At 59.4% G+C, this 14,055-nt stretch carries 21 protein-coding genes and 1 pseudogene; all 22 read left to right on the top strand.

The features are described from left to right. The 22 genes and pseudogenes from PSEBG33_RS28155 to PSEBG33_RS20965 all read left to right on the top strand — a co-directional run bounded on the left by PSEBG33_RS28155 (nt 1) and on the right by PSEBG33_RS20965 (nt 14,051). Nucleotides 1-327, top strand: a complete 327-nt coding sequence (locus PSEBG33_RS28155; protein ID WP_050989025.1) for a hypothetical protein — start codon at nt 1-3, stop codon at nt 325-327. Then, nucleotides 324-617, top strand: a complete 294-nt coding sequence (locus PSEBG33_RS21060; protein ID WP_005785319.1) for a hypothetical protein — start codon at nt 324-326, stop codon at nt 615-617. Before PSEBG33_RS28155 ends, PSEBG33_RS21060 begins: the two co-directional genes overlap by 4 nt. Continuing rightward, complete coding sequence (locus tag PSEBG33_RS21055) at nt 614-1,465, top strand: ORF6N domain-containing protein (RefSeq protein WP_005785321.1); 852 nt, start codon at nt 614-616, stop codon at nt 1,463-1,465. The genes PSEBG33_RS21060 and PSEBG33_RS21055 overlap by 4 nt, the downstream gene beginning before the upstream one ends. Next, nucleotides 1,462-1,776 carry a hypothetical protein gene (locus PSEBG33_RS21050; protein ID WP_005785322.1) on the top strand — a complete coding sequence of 105 codons (315 nt, stop codon included), beginning with the start codon at nt 1,462-1,464 and terminating at the stop codon, nt 1,774-1,776. The genes PSEBG33_RS21055 and PSEBG33_RS21050 overlap by 4 nt, the downstream gene beginning before the upstream one ends. Beyond that, nucleotides 1,773-2,369 (top strand): hypothetical protein, encoded by a 597-nt coding sequence (locus PSEBG33_RS21045; RefSeq protein WP_005785325.1) that lies wholly within the window; start codon nt 1,773-1,775, stop codon nt 2,367-2,369. Before PSEBG33_RS21050 ends, PSEBG33_RS21045 begins: the two co-directional genes overlap by 4 nt. Further along, a complete protein-coding gene (locus PSEBG33_RS21040; RefSeq protein WP_005785328.1) occupies nt 2,366-2,593 on the top strand; it encodes a hypothetical protein in 228 nt (75 codons plus the stop codon). Before PSEBG33_RS21045 ends, PSEBG33_RS21040 begins: the two co-directional genes overlap by 4 nt. Next, nucleotides 2,590-3,342, top strand: coding sequence for a hypothetical protein (locus tag PSEBG33_RS29460; protein WP_005785330.1), 753 nt, complete (start codon nt 2,590-2,592; stop codon nt 3,340-3,342). The genes PSEBG33_RS21040 and PSEBG33_RS29460 overlap by 4 nt, the downstream gene beginning before the upstream one ends. Beyond that, entirely contained in the window at nt 3,326-4,123 is a 798-nt protein-coding gene (locus tag PSEBG33_RS21030) for an ATP-binding protein (protein ID WP_005785332.1), read from the top strand. Before PSEBG33_RS29460 ends, PSEBG33_RS21030 begins: the two co-directional genes overlap by 17 nt. After that, nucleotides 4,120-5,502, top strand: a complete 1,383-nt coding sequence (locus tag PSEBG33_RS21025; RefSeq protein WP_005785333.1) for a replicative DNA helicase — start codon at nt 4,120-4,122, stop codon at nt 5,500-5,502. The genes PSEBG33_RS21030 and PSEBG33_RS21025 overlap by 4 nt, the downstream gene beginning before the upstream one ends. After that, the gene (locus PSEBG33_RS21020; protein ID WP_005785335.1) at nt 5,489-6,082 is read left to right on the top strand and encodes a hypothetical protein; all 594 of its coding nucleotides are present in this window, start codon (nt 5,489-5,491) and stop codon (nt 6,080-6,082) included. Before PSEBG33_RS21025 ends, PSEBG33_RS21020 begins: the two co-directional genes overlap by 14 nt. Next, nucleotides 6,079-6,363, top strand: coding sequence for a hypothetical protein (locus tag PSEBG33_RS21015; protein ID WP_005785337.1), 285 nt, complete (start codon nt 6,079-6,081; stop codon nt 6,361-6,363). Before PSEBG33_RS21020 ends, PSEBG33_RS21015 begins: the two co-directional genes overlap by 4 nt. Continuing rightward, nucleotides 6,360-6,743: an antiterminator Q family protein gene (locus PSEBG33_RS21010; protein ID WP_005785338.1), complete on the top strand. Its 384-nt coding sequence runs from the start codon at nt 6,360-6,362 to the stop codon at nt 6,741-6,743. Before PSEBG33_RS21015 ends, PSEBG33_RS21010 begins: the two co-directional genes overlap by 4 nt. Nucleotides 6,744-7,071: 328 nt before the next feature. Continuing rightward, nucleotides 7,072-7,962 carry a phage tail tip fiber protein gene (locus PSEBG33_RS21005; RefSeq protein WP_005785340.1) on the top strand — a complete coding sequence of 297 codons (891 nt, stop codon included), beginning with the start codon at nt 7,072-7,074 and terminating at the stop codon, nt 7,960-7,962. Between the two features lie 153 nt (nt 7,963-8,115). Beyond that, nucleotides 8,116-8,442 carry a phage holin, lambda family gene (locus PSEBG33_RS21000; RefSeq protein WP_005785342.1) on the top strand — a complete coding sequence of 109 codons (327 nt, stop codon included), beginning with the start codon at nt 8,116-8,118 and terminating at the stop codon, nt 8,440-8,442. Continuing rightward, the gene (locus tag PSEBG33_RS20995; RefSeq protein ID WP_005785343.1) at nt 8,439-8,825 is read left to right on the top strand and encodes a hypothetical protein; all 387 of its coding nucleotides are present in this window, start codon (nt 8,439-8,441) and stop codon (nt 8,823-8,825) included. Before PSEBG33_RS21000 ends, PSEBG33_RS20995 begins: the two co-directional genes overlap by 4 nt. 202 nt (nt 8,826-9,027) lie before the next feature. After that, nucleotides 9,028-9,204, top strand: a complete 177-nt coding sequence (locus PSEBG33_RS20990; RefSeq protein WP_005785345.1) for a hypothetical protein — start codon at nt 9,028-9,030, stop codon at nt 9,202-9,204. Then, on the top strand, nt 9,204-9,536 hold the full coding sequence (locus PSEBG33_RS20985) for an HNH endonuclease (protein ID WP_005785347.1): 333 nt from the start codon (nt 9,204-9,206) through the stop codon (nt 9,534-9,536). Before PSEBG33_RS20990 ends, PSEBG33_RS20985 begins: the two co-directional genes overlap by 1 nt. A 148-nt stretch (nt 9,537-9,684) precedes the next feature. Further along, nucleotides 9,685-9,936: a terminase small subunit gene (locus PSEBG33_RS28470; RefSeq protein ID WP_420066306.1), complete on the top strand. Its 252-nt coding sequence runs from the start codon at nt 9,685-9,687 to the stop codon at nt 9,934-9,936. After that, nucleotides 9,896-10,996, top strand: a pseudogene (locus PSEBG33_RS20980) (terminase TerL endonuclease subunit); the annotation flags it as partial. The gene PSEBG33_RS28470 and the pseudogene PSEBG33_RS20980, both read left to right, overlap by 41 nt. 7 nt (nt 10,997-11,003) lie before the next feature. Continuing rightward, on the top strand, nt 11,004-12,218 hold the full coding sequence (locus PSEBG33_RS20975) for a phage portal protein (protein WP_005785351.1): 1,215 nt from the start codon (nt 11,004-11,006) through the stop codon (nt 12,216-12,218). Continuing rightward, nucleotides 12,202-12,846 (top strand): HK97 family phage prohead protease, encoded by a 645-nt coding sequence (locus PSEBG33_RS20970; protein ID WP_005785353.1) that lies wholly within the window; start codon nt 12,202-12,204, stop codon nt 12,844-12,846. The genes PSEBG33_RS20975 and PSEBG33_RS20970 overlap by 17 nt, the downstream gene beginning before the upstream one ends. Continuing rightward, the gene (locus PSEBG33_RS20965) at nt 12,843-14,051 is read left to right on the top strand and encodes a phage major capsid protein (RefSeq protein ID WP_005785355.1); all 1,209 of its coding nucleotides are present in this window, start codon (nt 12,843-12,845) and stop codon (nt 14,049-14,051) included. The genes PSEBG33_RS20970 and PSEBG33_RS20965 overlap by 4 nt, the downstream gene beginning before the upstream one ends. The last annotated feature ends 4 nt before the right edge of the window (nt 14,052-14,055 follow it).

Here is a 14,055-nt window from a genome sequence, read left to right on the forward strand (position 1 = left end):
ATGTGGAACCAGCTACTTATTGATGTCGAGCGCGAATTCCCATCTACGCACGGCAAAGGGGCAAGGCTCAACCCAGCTCAAGTCGAGCAGCTCCAGGAAGTGGAAAACGCCAACGACAACTTCCAGATCAGCACCCTGCACGGGGTCGCGGCCATTGGCGAACTCATCGCTCATGCCGCGAATCACGGCGAGCTGACTGACGAGCTCGCCATGAGTACCGGATGGCTCATCAATTCACTGGCCCTTCTTTCGATGTCCATGGCCGAGGCCGGCGCAGCCGCTGCATACAAGCTGCAGAACATCCCGCACCAGGGAGCCGCCAAATGAACAATCCATTACCGACCATGCAACAGGCTGCTCAAGAGGCAGAGTTTCAGCTGTGTGCAGCCAAAGATGTGCTCGAGTGGCAGCACGCATTGATCAAGGCCATCCATCTAGACCACCTGCACGGTGGCGGACAAGGTATTGGCACCTTGTTCGAGGTGGCGAAGTACTTCAGCGACACCGGCTTCGGCGGGGTTTATAGCGCCATCGACCAATTCAAGGAGCTTGGCGAATCCGCGCCACAAAACGCGCAATACGAAAACGTGGCGCGGGAAAGTGGGGGTGATCAATGACCATCGCCAAATTTCAAGGCGGCGATGCCGTCATCACCATCCACAACACCCGACTGCCTATCGTGGAGTATCGCGGCCAGCGTGTTGTCACCCTCGCCATGATCGACCAAGTGCATGAGCGGCCGGAAGGCACCGCGCGCCGTAATTTCAACGAGCACCGGGAACGGTTCGTGGAGGGTCGGGATTACTTCGAGGTGACCGCGGACGAAATTCGTACGCAGTCGCTTGGCCAGGCTTTCGCGCCCAGGACAGCTCGCGGTGCTTTGCTCACTGAGCGCGGTTACATGCTGCTGACCAAGCCATTCAATGATGACTTGGCTTGGGAGGTTCAGTCGCGGCTCGTCGACGAGTACTTCTCGCCAGTTAAGGCTCCGGCGCTTCCTGAGGACCTACCGGCCGCACTGCGCCTGGCCGCTGACCTGGCAGAGGAAAAAGCTGTGCTGACCCTCGAAAACCAGCAGCAGGCCAAGAAGATCGAGGCGCTGGAAAACCTGTTCATGCCCGGCGAGACGGTCCCGCAGTTCGCTAAGCGCCTCAACGGCGTCAACTCCCAGCAGATGCTGGCGTATCTCATCGAAATCAAGTGGGTGTTCAACGCCGAACGCGATCCCGACAGCTCGCCGAAATACCGGGTTTACGCCATCCCGCGCGACAAGCACTGGCTGACTGAGAAGCCGATCACGATCCGCGGCGAGGGGATTGTGCCGTTTATCAAGTACACGCCGGTGGTGCTGGAGGAGGGCGCCCGCCGGCTGCACGACATGTACATCGCCGAGAAGCTGCCCATGAAACAAACCTGGGACGGCAAATTCACCGTTAGCAAATTCACTTCGGAGTCACCCCTATGAGCAAGAAAACCACCTACGAAGAACTCATGGGGCAGATCGCCGAGGCCGCGGTTAAATACCAGCAGGCCGAGACCCAGCGCAACAGCCTGCGCCGCGAGCTGAATGCCCTTTACAAGACCTACTTCACTGCCTACGGGCACCCGTACCCCAACGAGCCTCGCAAGCGTATCGACCCCGAAGATTACCGGTTCAGCGGTGTGCTGCGCTTCACCGATGCAGCTTTCCAGCGCTGGATTGCCGCTCGCTACCTGACCACCAGCACCAAACGCAAAATGCGGACGCTCATTCAGCGCCTGGAGCGTGCGCTATGAGCAAAGCCTTGAATTTTCCAACACCGGCACCCGTTGAGATCATCAATGAGGCTCACTTCGAAAAATTCGATGAGGCGGCACTGCTGCTCATGTGCTTTGAGGTGGCCGCAGACGCGGTAGAGGCGGTCTCTGAAGGTGAAGGAATCACCGAGCGGGATTGTAGCCACGTTGGGCTGATGGAGGTATGCATGGCGCTGGCTGTGATGTTCAGGCGCAGGACTGGGCATGAGGTTCAGCAAGTCTCGGTTGATCATCTTGCCCACGAGAGGAAGTGCTTGATGGAAGGGCTGGAGTCCAAATCCCTGCCTATTCCCATTCGGCCTCCAGCGCTCAGCCCGTTACCAACCGCAGTATTCTCAGCCCTTGCGACTGCAGATCTGGCTCAAGTTGGATTCAACTACATCAGCCGATCGCATGAGCACATCAAGGGTAACTGCCCGAAACTCGTTGAGCTGGATCTCGCCCGCGCGCACTCGCTTGACGCCATGGGAGCGCTCGTTGTCCTGATCGAGAGGCTGTCAGGCGGCGTAGCTTCGATTGCCAGCAGCGAGACGCCAATCGCCAATGCGCCAGGCTCGGAGACGCTGCAATGACCACCACCAACCCTCATGCCCCCCCCCAGGACGCCCGTACAGCGCCGGTAATCGTCGGTCCCTGGCCAACCTACGCCCACTTCAAGGATCTGCCAGAGCGCGAGCGCTGGAAGATGTACAGCGGCGCCAAGGCCCACCGCGAGATGCTGGAACAGGCAGGCTTCGTCATGAGTGAGAGCTACGACGACTTCATCCGCCGTGTGACGCGGGAGTTGAACGTATGAGCATCATCCGCGCCCCTCGTCCCGAGGGTAACTTTTATCTGTTGAACAAGGCGATCAGCGAGGATCAGCGCCTGAGCTGGGCTGCCAGGGGACTGCTGGTGTTCCTGCTGGGCAAGCCTGACCACTGGGAGGTGTCCACTCACCACCTGATCGGCCAGACCAAGGACTGCCTGGGCAAGGCATCTGGTCGCGACGCCGTACGCGGCTTGATCCGCGAACTGGAGCAGGCTGGATACCTGCAAATCTTCCTTGAGCGCGCCGAGGGTGGCGAGTTCGGAGGGCGATCCTACACCGTGTCGGAATCACCGGCGACGGATTATCCGGGCCCGGTGGAACCGTCGCCGGTAAATCCCCCCCTAGTAAGTATTGAAGGTAAGCAAGGACTGAATAAAGCAGCAAGGATTGAAAAACCTATGGCGGACAAGGACATGGCCGAAGCCTTCGAAGTTTTCTGGAAGCTGTACCCCAATAAGAAATCGAAGAAAGACGCTCGAAAGGCTTGGGAAAAACTCAAGCCAGGCGCTGAGCTTCGCCTGACCCTGATGACCGCTCTCGGCAATCACCGGATTTCCCGCGACTGGTCCAAGGACGACGGGCAATACGTGCCGATGGCGTCTACTTGGCTGAACGGGGAGCGCTGGACTGATGAACTGGTACCGGCGTCGGCTGCAAAGGCGAACGCTTTCAACAACCTGCCCACCCACACCCCGGATATGTACCAAGGAGGCGAAGATGGCCCAGCGTTCTAATTTCCGCCGCCAGCCTGAGCAGCGCACCTTCGCCGGCGAGTGCCCGGTCCACGGCACGGTGGATCGCTCCGAGGTGGAGCAGTTCGACGGCACCCTCGCTGTCCGCCCATGCAAGCAGTGCCAGTTCCACGGCCTGCGCGTAGCGCCTCGGGGTAGCGAAGAGCATTCCCAAGCGCTGGCCAACCTGCAGGCTGAGAGCGTCAACAACGCGCTTGTGGGCTCTGGCATCACGCCACGGTTTGCCGACAGCACCTTCGCGAGCTACCGCGCCGCGACACCGGCCATGACCCTCGCGCTGGAAACGTGCCAGGGCTATGCCGAAAACTTCAGCGAGCACTTCCAGGCGGGCCGCAACCTGCTGCTGTGCGGCAACGTCGGTAACGGCAAGACGCACCTGGCCAGCGGCATCGTCCAGCAAGTCATACGCCAGCACCGGGCCGTGGCGGTGATCACCACGGCCGCCGAGATCATTCGCGTGTTCAAGCGCTCGATGGATCGCACTGCCGGTTACACCGAGGGCGACGTGATCAACGAACTGGCGAGTTTCGACCTTCTGGTGATCGATGAGGTTGGCGCCCAAGCGGGCACCCACTACGAGCTGTCGGTCCTGCATGAGGTGCTGGATCGGCGTTACAACCTGATCCGCCCCACGGTGGTGGTGTCGAATCTCAACGCCCAGGGCCTGAGCCAGTACATCGGCGAGCGAGCCCTCGACCGCCTGCGCGAGAACAAGGCGCTGCTGGTCGGGTTCACCTGGGAATCTGCAAGGGGGCGCGCATGAACGACTATCGCGAGCTGTACAGCGACGAGGCGGAACACGCGCTGCTCGGCGCTCTGATGCTGGATGGCGAGCTGTTTGACTCGATCACTGCCAGCGTTACCACGGCGGACTTCCACGATCCGGAAAACGCGGCGCTGTTCCAGGTGATGACTGAACTGCACGCCACCGGCGAGCCGGTAGACCCCGTCACCCTCCATAACTTCAAGCCGGTACTTCCGAGTGGCGGCACAACCATCGCCTACGCTGCGGAACTGGCTAAGAACACGCCCAGCACCGCCAACTGGAAGGCATATGCCCGAACAGTGACCGAGCGGGCGGTACTCCGGCGCCTGGTTGACGCCGCTGATGCGGTACGCGATTCGGCAAACGAAAATCGTCCGGTGGCGGAGATTATCGCCAGCGCGCAGCAAGCCATGGCGGATCTGCGCGACCTGGATACTGGTGAGCCTGACTACAAGCGAATCGACGAGGTTGTCAGTCGCAACATCGACATCATCGACGCCAAGTACAACGGGAGCGTGCAGTCGGGGCTTTCCACCGGCCTGGTCGACCTGGACAAGCTGATCCGTGGACTGCGCAAAAAAACCGTGACGATCGTTGCCGGTCTCCCTGGCAGCGGCAAGACAACGCTCGGCCTGCAGATCGCCCAGCATATCGCTTGCACCGGCCTTGGTGTCGGCATGGTGTTCTCGTTGGAGATGCCTGAGGAGGAGTTGGCCAATCGCGCGCTGGCATCACTTGGCAGCATAGACCTGCAGCTGCTCGACAACGGAAAGCTGGAGGACGACGACTGGCCGCGGCTGACGTCCGCCGTCAACAAGATCATGGACAAGCCCCTCTACGTCAGTGACAAATCGGGCCTGACCGTGCCGCGCATCCGTAGCATCTGCCGACAGGTCAAGCGCAAGCACGGTCTCGACGTGGTGGTTATCGACTACATCGGCCTGATCGGCTCCGACGGCAAGGCGTTTAATCGCACCTCTGAGCTCGGGAAGATATCGACCGGCATTGTGAATATCGCCAAGGAACTCGAGGTGCCCGTGATCCTGCTGGCGCAGCTCAATCGCGACTCAACGAAGCGTCCGGGCAAGAAGCCGATCGCCTCCGACCTGCGCGACTCCGGCCAGATCGAGGCTGACGCTCACTGCATCATCCTGGTCCACCGCGACATGGACAGCGAGGAGGGCCAGAACGGAGCGACAGAGCTGCTTATGCCCAAGTGCAGGCACGCACCGGTGGGCTCATGCATCGTTCAGCAGCAGGGCAAGTTCGCCAGGTTCGTGAACTTCGCTGGGCGGGAGCCCACCCAGGAAGAGGTGGAGATCAGCCGGCCCTTCGCCAGCCAGTACAAGGGGAGGAAGAGCAATGAGAAGTTTTAGGCTGCTGGATCGCCTGTTAGGCCGGCGAAACGAACAATTCGTACCCGGCGAATGCTTGGGTGCGCTGAATGCTTCGATGAAGACGGGCCAGGTCTGGATCGTCCCGGAGGGTGCCGTCGTTGTCCCGTCACCGCCAGAGCCGAAGTACCCGGAAGCCGAGCGAATCGCTGCGTCGATTCGGGATTTCCCCGAAGACTGGTGCTGGGCGCGCAAAGGCTATGACCTGATCCACATTCCCAGCGGGTTCAGGTTGTGGGTAGCCAACGAGGACTATGGGCTGGCCGAGGTCCACCCTAATAATGGGAAGACGAACTTCACAAAGCCTGAGCAGGCAATCATCTGGCCGGCGGTGGCCGATTGGCTTGGGCACCGCAAGGTTGGGTTCACTGGACGACTGCCCAAGGTGCACATCCACTTCGCCAACGGGCATTGGTGGTGCTTGGGCGAGGGGCACCCCTGGGCGGGCGCCGGCGATTCGCCGGCCAGCGCTTATCGATCTTGGTCGCGCGCGGTATCAATCCAGGCTCGCACCTACACGACCCCCAACGAAGTTCTGCACGTATGGAGTGCCGCACGATGAATACAGTAACTGCGGCCTTGCCGCGCAAGAGCCTGACCTCTGACGAACGAGACTTTCTCAAGCAGGGCAACCGGCTGCTGCTCGACAAGCCGAATGGGCGCATCGCCGCCGCCGCCCTGATGGACCTGGTCGCCGACTGGGGCAACCATCGTGGCAGCCTTGGCTTCCAGGACTACGCCCGCCGATGGATCACCGAAGGGCACGCAAAGAACAAAATCGCCGACAAGATGCTCCGTGAGCTATTTGGCCTGAACGAACCGACACCGAGGAAAGCGGCATGAATACAAGAAAACCATCGCGTCTGCCGCTGGGCGATACCGAGTACATGCTTGAGCAATGGGGCTTCTGGCGCATGGATGGCATGGGCGTGCCGAGCTATGTGTCACCGTCCTGGGCGATCATGCGGGACATGGTCCCATCGACGAGCAAGTCCTACGTCATCACCGACGAACTGGCCAGTGTTGTTGATGGAGCTGTCGCCAGGCTTTGCAAGCGTGCGCCAGAGATGGGCGACTTCATTTGGCTCTACTACGGAGCCAAGTGGCCAGCCAAGCGGATCGGCAACAAGTACGAAATGAGCGAGGCGAAGGCCCGGGAGATTATCAAGACGGGCGTGGGATGGATCGATTGTTCTCTGGAGCGATTGATAGAAGCCGCATAAAAAACTTGCACACGCGGAATAGCCCTGTTTTCATGGCACCGTGTTCAGCTTTACAAGCGCGACACCACAGAGAAAGCCCAGCCCACGCGCTGGGCTTTTTTTATGCCCAGAATTTATGCGAGAGCGTGGAGCCATAGCCAGGATGGGCCTTCGGGCGGGCCTGGACGCGGTATCGCCGGTAGTCACGCGTTACGAAAGAACACCGGCAGCTTGAGCAGCTAATTCTGTGTGCTATTGGGGCTGGCTCAAGCGGACAGGCGTGGAGAGACACGCAAACCTATTTCGAGGCTCGCCATATTGGCGGGCCTTTTTCATTGAGGCACAGCAAATGTCCGATCCTGAACTCCAATCCGTTCGCGCTCAGTTCTATGCACTCAGCGCCCAGATCCAGACCGAGTCGGTTGCGCGAGTGGCGGCGGACGCGGCATTGGCAGCGCGGATCGACTCAGTTGAAACAGCGCGCGTCGGTGATATCCAGAGCGCCAACTACGTGCCGGGCGCTTCCGGCTGGAAGCTGGAACAAGACGGTACCTTCGAGATCAACTCTTGCATCCTCGGTAGCGCTGCCAAAGCGCCTGAGCGCCAGATGGTGTCGGTCGAGGTGGCCAGCTGGAGCAAGTACGACTTGCCCAAGAATGCCGCCAACCTGCTCCAGTTCATGCAGGCCGAGCTGCAAAAGGTACCAGAGCAGTATCGCCACGCCGCCGAGTTCGAAGAGTTCGACGCGAGCTACGGCGATGAATCCTTCAATGCTCGCCTGTTTTTGAGCTACTCACGGCTCGAAACCGAGGAAGAGCTAGCTGATCGTCTGGAGAAGGCGAAGGTCGCCGGCACGCGCGTCAGCATCAAGAATGGTGAAATGATCGTTACGCATGACGGTGTTGTGCGGTTCAAGATCGGCAATCCGGATCAGCCAGAGCCTGAGAAACCCCAGCCCTTCAAGGTTGATGGCGATCAGGTCTACATCAACGAGGCCTTCATCGAGGATGCAGTGCTCGACAGCAAGCTCGCCGCCAGCTGGTCGGTGAATACGCAGGTCCTGGCCAACGGGCAGTACTACTCAGCCGGCGTTGGCCTGGGCCTGCCTTCGCGGTTCGTTGTGTCGGCTGATCGCTTCGGTGTGACCAGGGACGGACAGACCGATCTTGAGCGGGCTATCGCCAGTGGTGATGCCATCAAGATCCTCAAAGTGTTGGCTGGCAATATCGGCGAGACCTAGCTTGACCAAGAGCTGAAAGAGCAGGTTGACCTACTGGGTTCGAATCTCGCCGACCAGGTCAAAGCGGTGATCCGCCGCGAGCTCATGCCGGGCGGCCTGCTTCACCGCTCCCGCTAATCCATTCCTTCACTCCCTCACCGGGAGGATACCGAGATGAACCCAATGCCAGAGAAAACCCCCGACTTCTGGGCGCAAGTCTGGCTGGTCCTCTCGAACCCACTGTGGCAGGGCGCAATCATGGCCTTCACGATCACATTGTTGCGCGTGCTGTACGACGCCAAAGAGCCGAACTACTGGCGAACCTTGTTCGAAGCGCTGCTGTGCGGGGCCTTGAGCCTATCCGCCAGCAGCATCATCGAGTGGATGGAGTGGCCGCCAAGCCTTTCAGTGGCTGCCGGTGGCGCTATTGGCTTCATCGGCGTGACAGCGATCCGCGACCTGATCATCAGGTTCCTGGGCAGAAAGGCGGACTCAGCATGAAGGCGATAGCAGTGGCAATCATCGTCGCCCTGGTTGGCCTGTTGCTCGTCGGCATCCAGCAGATGCGTGTTGAGGATCTGCGAAACGAAAAGCTCGTTGAGACCCAGGCCAAGGACGAGGCGGTCAAGGCCAACACGGAGAGCCAGGCCACAATCACAACCCTTCGGGCCGAGGCCCAGCGCAACGCCGCTTACACCGCCGATCTGGCCAAGCGCATCAAGGCCAGCGAGAAGAAAGCCGAGAAGGCGAGGAAAGACTTTGAAGAACTCAAGCGCAACAGCAAGCCTGTTCGTGACTGGGCTGCTCAGCCTCTTCCTGACGGCCTGCGCGGCAAAGCCGGCGGTAGTAACAAAGACCCAGGCCGTAAGACTGGAGGCCCCTGAGCTGATCCCATGTGAGCGGGTCGACCAGGAAGACGCCGACCTTCACTTCAACGGCGACGTTTGGGAGCTGAAGGACAAGGCCATCAAGCTGCTCGATACGTGCGCTGACCAGGTCGACGCCCAGATCGTCCGCAGCCAGAGCAAGTAATCCGCGCCACGTTTTCGAATGCGCCAAATCGTGGCGCGCGACAAGGACCACACCATGAGCACAGTAAGCGCCGAGTACTACCAGATCAAAGGCATGGTCAGTGATATGCCAGCCGATGAGCAGGCCGAGGTCGCACGTGTTGAGGCGTTGGTAGTTGAGCTGGCCAAGTCATCCCAGGCTGCCGCGCTCGGCGTGATCCTAGGCTCGATCAAGCTTTCACTGGAAGGGTGATGGCTCGAATCAAGACCTTGGGCAATAGGGTCAGTACTCAAGGCAACAGGCTGGCAACTGCTGCTCCAGGCTCATGGCGTACCGGCAAGACCACGTCCAGTCAGCGTGGCTACAACTACGAATGGCAGAAGGCTCGGCTGGTCCACCTCAATGACAACCCGCTCTGTGTGTACTGCGATCGCGAGGGAAGGGTGACAGCGGCCAACACGGTTGACCACGTCATCCCTCATCGAGGCGACATGACGCTGTTCTGGGACCGGACCAACTGGATGAGCCTGTGCGGCACCTGCCACTCCTCGAAGAAGCAGCGCGAGGAAGCGCAGGGCGCCTGAGTCGATCTGTAGCACGTCACTCGCACCGTGAAGCACGCCAACTCCCCGGCCTGAGACCCGGGGGCGGTCAAAATATGGGGATCGACTTTTCCCCAGACCACTCCCCCTCTCACGCGCGATTTTTTTCCCCTTTTTAAAGGTTTTGTTAATGGCGTTAACAAACAAAAAACGCCGTTTTGTCGAATCAAAGGCTGATGGGGCCTCGAATCGCGAAGCGGCGGAGGCCGCTGGATACGCGGCCGCTAGCGCTTCGGCGGCTGGATCGAGGCTTGCCAAAGATCCTGATGTTGTTGCCGCTCTGGAGAAGTTAAAGGCCGGTCGGAATGTTAAAGGCTCGTCAGTTGCGCCAGTCCGCCAAGATGCTCCTGGAGGCAACAGGCGGTTTGACGTCGCGACCTGAAGGCTTCGTCTTCTACTGCACCACACAATCGGATGAGCCACCAGCGGGAGTGTTCAAGGCGAAACTCGACTACGCCCGTAATGTTCGCGACGGAAAAATAACGGACCTCCGCTTTCTTCCGGTGATTTACGAATTCCCGAAGGAAATGATTAAGCGGGGCGATCACCGCGACTTGGCAAACGCGCACGTCACCAACCCAAACTGGGGGCTTTCCGTCGACCAGCAGGTTATCGAGCAGAAGTATCAGGAAGCCCAAGCAGAGGGTGAGGGCGCGGTTCGAGGATTTCTCGCAAAGCACCTAAACGTGGAGATTGGGCTTGATCTGCGTTCCGATCGTTGGGCTGGCGCTGAGTTTTGGGAGGTTCAGGCGGCGCCAGGGGGCCTGACCTTCGAGCAACTGATTGACCGCTCAGAGGTTGTCGACATCGGCATTGACGGCGGCGGCCTCGACGACTTGCTCGGCTTCGCCGCCGCCGGCCGCGACAAGCTCACTCGGCAATGGCTTCTCTGGACCCATGCCTGGGCTCACCCGTCCGTCCTGGAGCGTCGCAAAAGTGAAGCGTCCCGATTTCTAGACTTCGCCGGAAATGGTGATTTGACCTTGGTCGAGACCATCGGTGACGACGTGCAGGACGTCGCTGAGCTGGTGGCCAGAGTCGAGGCTGCCGGTTTGCTCGACAAGGTCGGAGTCGACCCCTCCGGTATCGGCGCAATTCTTGACGCCCTCGCCGAGGCCGGTATTCCGGAAGAGAAGATCATCGGCATCAGCCAAGGCTGGAAGCTGAACGGTGCAATCAAGACCACTGAGCGAAAGCTCGCCGAGGGCGGCCTGGTCCATGGAGGCCAACCAATGATGGCCTGGTGCTGCGGCAATGCGCGGGTGGTACCAGCCGGAAACGCCATTTTGATCACCAAGCAGGCGTCGGGCCTGGCGAAGATCGACCCGTTGATGGCGGCCTTCAATGCCATCTCGCTGCTGTCGCTCAATCCTCAAGCCCAAAGCGGGCTCGACAATTACCTGGCTGATGGGTTCTTCGGACTCATCGGCTCGAACTCATAGGCTGAATATGGCATCTCGTTGGTATAACCCGCTGTCATGGCGCATGTTCGGCTACACCGACCCGAAGACCGGCGAATACACCGAGGTCGAAATGGTGGCCGGGGGTAAACGCACGAAGGCGGGCGTCACTATCACGTCCAAGGCTGCGATAACTATCCCCATCGTCTGGGCGTGCGTGAAGATCCTGAGCGAATCTGCCGCTGGGCTGCCGCTCAAGATTTTTGAAGATACGCCGTCGGGTCGAGTGCTGGCCGACACCAAGTCGCGGCAAGCCAGGGTGCTGAGAAAGCCTAACCCGTACATGACCAAACTCAACTTTCTAAAGTGCGCCGTGGTGAACATGGCGCTACGGGGCAATGCGTACAGCATCATTGAGCGCGCCGATAACGGTGACTGGATCGGCTTCATCCCGGTAAGTGCTGACAACGTCGAGATCGATACGTCTGATGATTTGATCTACTGGGTCACTATCGGCGGGGATCGTTCCCCGGTATCGCCAGAGAACATGCTGCATTTCAAGCTGTTCAGCATGGATGGAATCAACGGACTGTCGCCTGTTGAGTACCAGGCCGAAACGATGGGTCTCGCCAAGACCGCGCAAAACTGGTCAGCAATGTTCATGCGCAAAGGCGGCTTTACCGGTGGCTACGTCATCTATGACCAGTTCCTGACCAAGGTCCAGCAAGCGCAGATCATGGAGAAGTTTCCTGATGTGCGTAAAGGCGACATCAACGATATCGGCTCAATGGGGATCTTGCAGGGCGGCCCGAAGATCGTGCCGGCCGGGCTGAGCCAGAAGGACAGTCAGTTCATTGAGTCCCAGCAATTTCAGGAGGAGGCGATTGCCGGCTGTTACGGCGTGCCTCTGTACCTGGCCAACCGTGCCGGCAAGACCTCAATCATGGGGTCGAACCTGGAGCAACAAACCAGCGGTTACGTGACCTTTGGCCTCAAGCCCTACCTCGACGCAATTGAGGATGAAATCAACGACAAGCTCTTCCGCGATAAACCCCAGTTTGTGGAGTTCATCGTGGAGGGTTTGTTGCGTGCGGATAGCGCGGGCCGGGCAGCCTACTACAAGGCTGCGCTTGGCGGCTCTGGTGGCTCTGGCTGGTTAAGTATCAACGCCGTCCGCGAGAAAGAAAACGAGCCCCGCCTGGCTGGCGAAGAATACGACCGGGTCACCCGGTGGGAGATGCAGACCAATGCTAAGCAAGATTGAGGTTCCCTTTGAGGTGAAGGCCAGCGATGAGCTCGGTAACTTCGAGGGCTACGCTGCGGTGTTCAACAACATCGACCTGGGCGATGACGTGATCCTTCCCGGTGCATTCACCAAAGTGAAGACCACGCGAGCGGGCCGTTTGAAGCTGGCCCTGTTCCATGACTTGACGCGGCTTGTTGGCTCGGCCGAATTCACCCAGGACGACCACGGCCTCTACATCAAGGGCAAGGTCAACTTAGCGGTTAGTTACGCCCGTGACGCCTATGAGCTGATGAAGGAAGGCACGCTCGACAGCATGTCTATCGGCTTTAACACGATCCTGGCGGCCTACGAAGAACGCGAAGGTCGAAGCGTGCGAATCATCAAACAGGCGGAGCTCTGGGAGGCATCCCTAGTGCCGTTCGGAATGAACCCGGCTGCACAAGTAACCGACGTGAAGTCGGATATCAGAATTTTTGAGAAGGCCCTGCGCGACCGCATGGGGCTCTCCCAAAAGGAGGCGGCAGCGGTCGCCTCGCTCGGCTACTCCGCAGTTCACCGCGATGGTGAGACTGAGGCCACGGCGACCGTGGAAGAGCTGAAAAAACTCTCACACACATTTGACCAATTTTTTAAGGTGTCGCCATGACCGATCCAATCCAAGAAGTAAAAAGCTCGCTCGAAAACCAGCTGAAAGAAGGTTTCGGCGGCTTGCAGAAGAAGTACGACGCTGTTGCCGATGAGCTGCAGAAGGGCAACACCGTCACCGCCGAGATGAAGTCTCAGATCGAAAACCAAAAAGGTGAGATCGAGCGTGTCATCGAGCAGGTGCAGAAGCTCGAAGAAAAGGGCATCAAGCTGCGCAACCAGAACCCGGAAAAGAAAAGCTTCATCGACTTTGTTAAGGGTAACGATAACTACCAAGCCCTGACCAAAAAGACTCAGAGCTCGGCCGAAATTGAGATCACCAAGTCCGATATGGCCAGCATGGCCGAAGTTAAGGTCACCAGCGCCGGCCTGGTTGCCCCTCAGTACGATCCTGTCATCCAGGGCGCTCCGCGCCAGAACCTGCTGATTCGCGACTTGATCCCGACCACGCCGGTAACCGGCCAGGCGTTTACCTACTACCGTGAACTGCTGCACACCCTGGGCGCGGGCATGGTGCCAGAAGGTGGCGCCAAGCCAACCAGCAACGTGACCTTCGAGCAGGTCACCGACACCATCAAGAAGATTGCTGTATGGATGCCGGTGACCGACGAAGCGCTCGACGATGTTCCGCAGCTCTACAGCTACATTCAGGAATTGTTGCGCTTCGACCTGGAGCTGAAGCGCGAAGGTCAGTTGCTGAAGGGGGATGGCACCGGTAATAACCTGAACGGCATCATGACCCAGGCGACCGTTTTCGACCCAGCGCTGAGCAAGGCCACTGACACGGCCATCGACACCGTGCGCCGTGCGATCTACCAGGCGCGCAAGCAGTCTAAGCTGCCGGCCGATGCCGTGGTCATGTCCGATCTGGATTGGATGAACATCGAGCTGCAGAAGGACGGCGAGAACCGCTACCTGTTCGCCAACCTGCAAGGCCTTGTTACCCCGGTCCTGTGGGGCCGCCCAATCGTTGCCTCGGACAGCATGGACGAGGGTGACGGCGAAACGACCGGCGGCGAGTTCCTGACTGGCTCGTTCCAGCAAGGCGCGCGGATCTACGATCGCATGGGCTTCACCATCAAGGTCGGCATGATCAATGACGACTTCATCAAGAACCAGCGCGCCATCCTGGTGGAAGAGCGTCTCGGCCTGGCCGTGCGCAAGAAGTACGCCTTCGTCAAAGGCCGCTTCAAGCACGTCGCCTAACTCA

The organism is Pseudomonas synxantha BG33R (genome assembly GCF_000263715.2).
In the GTDB taxonomy this organism is placed as follows: domain Bacteria; phylum Pseudomonadota; class Gammaproteobacteria; order Pseudomonadales; family Pseudomonadaceae; genus Aquipseudomonas; species Aquipseudomonas synxantha_A.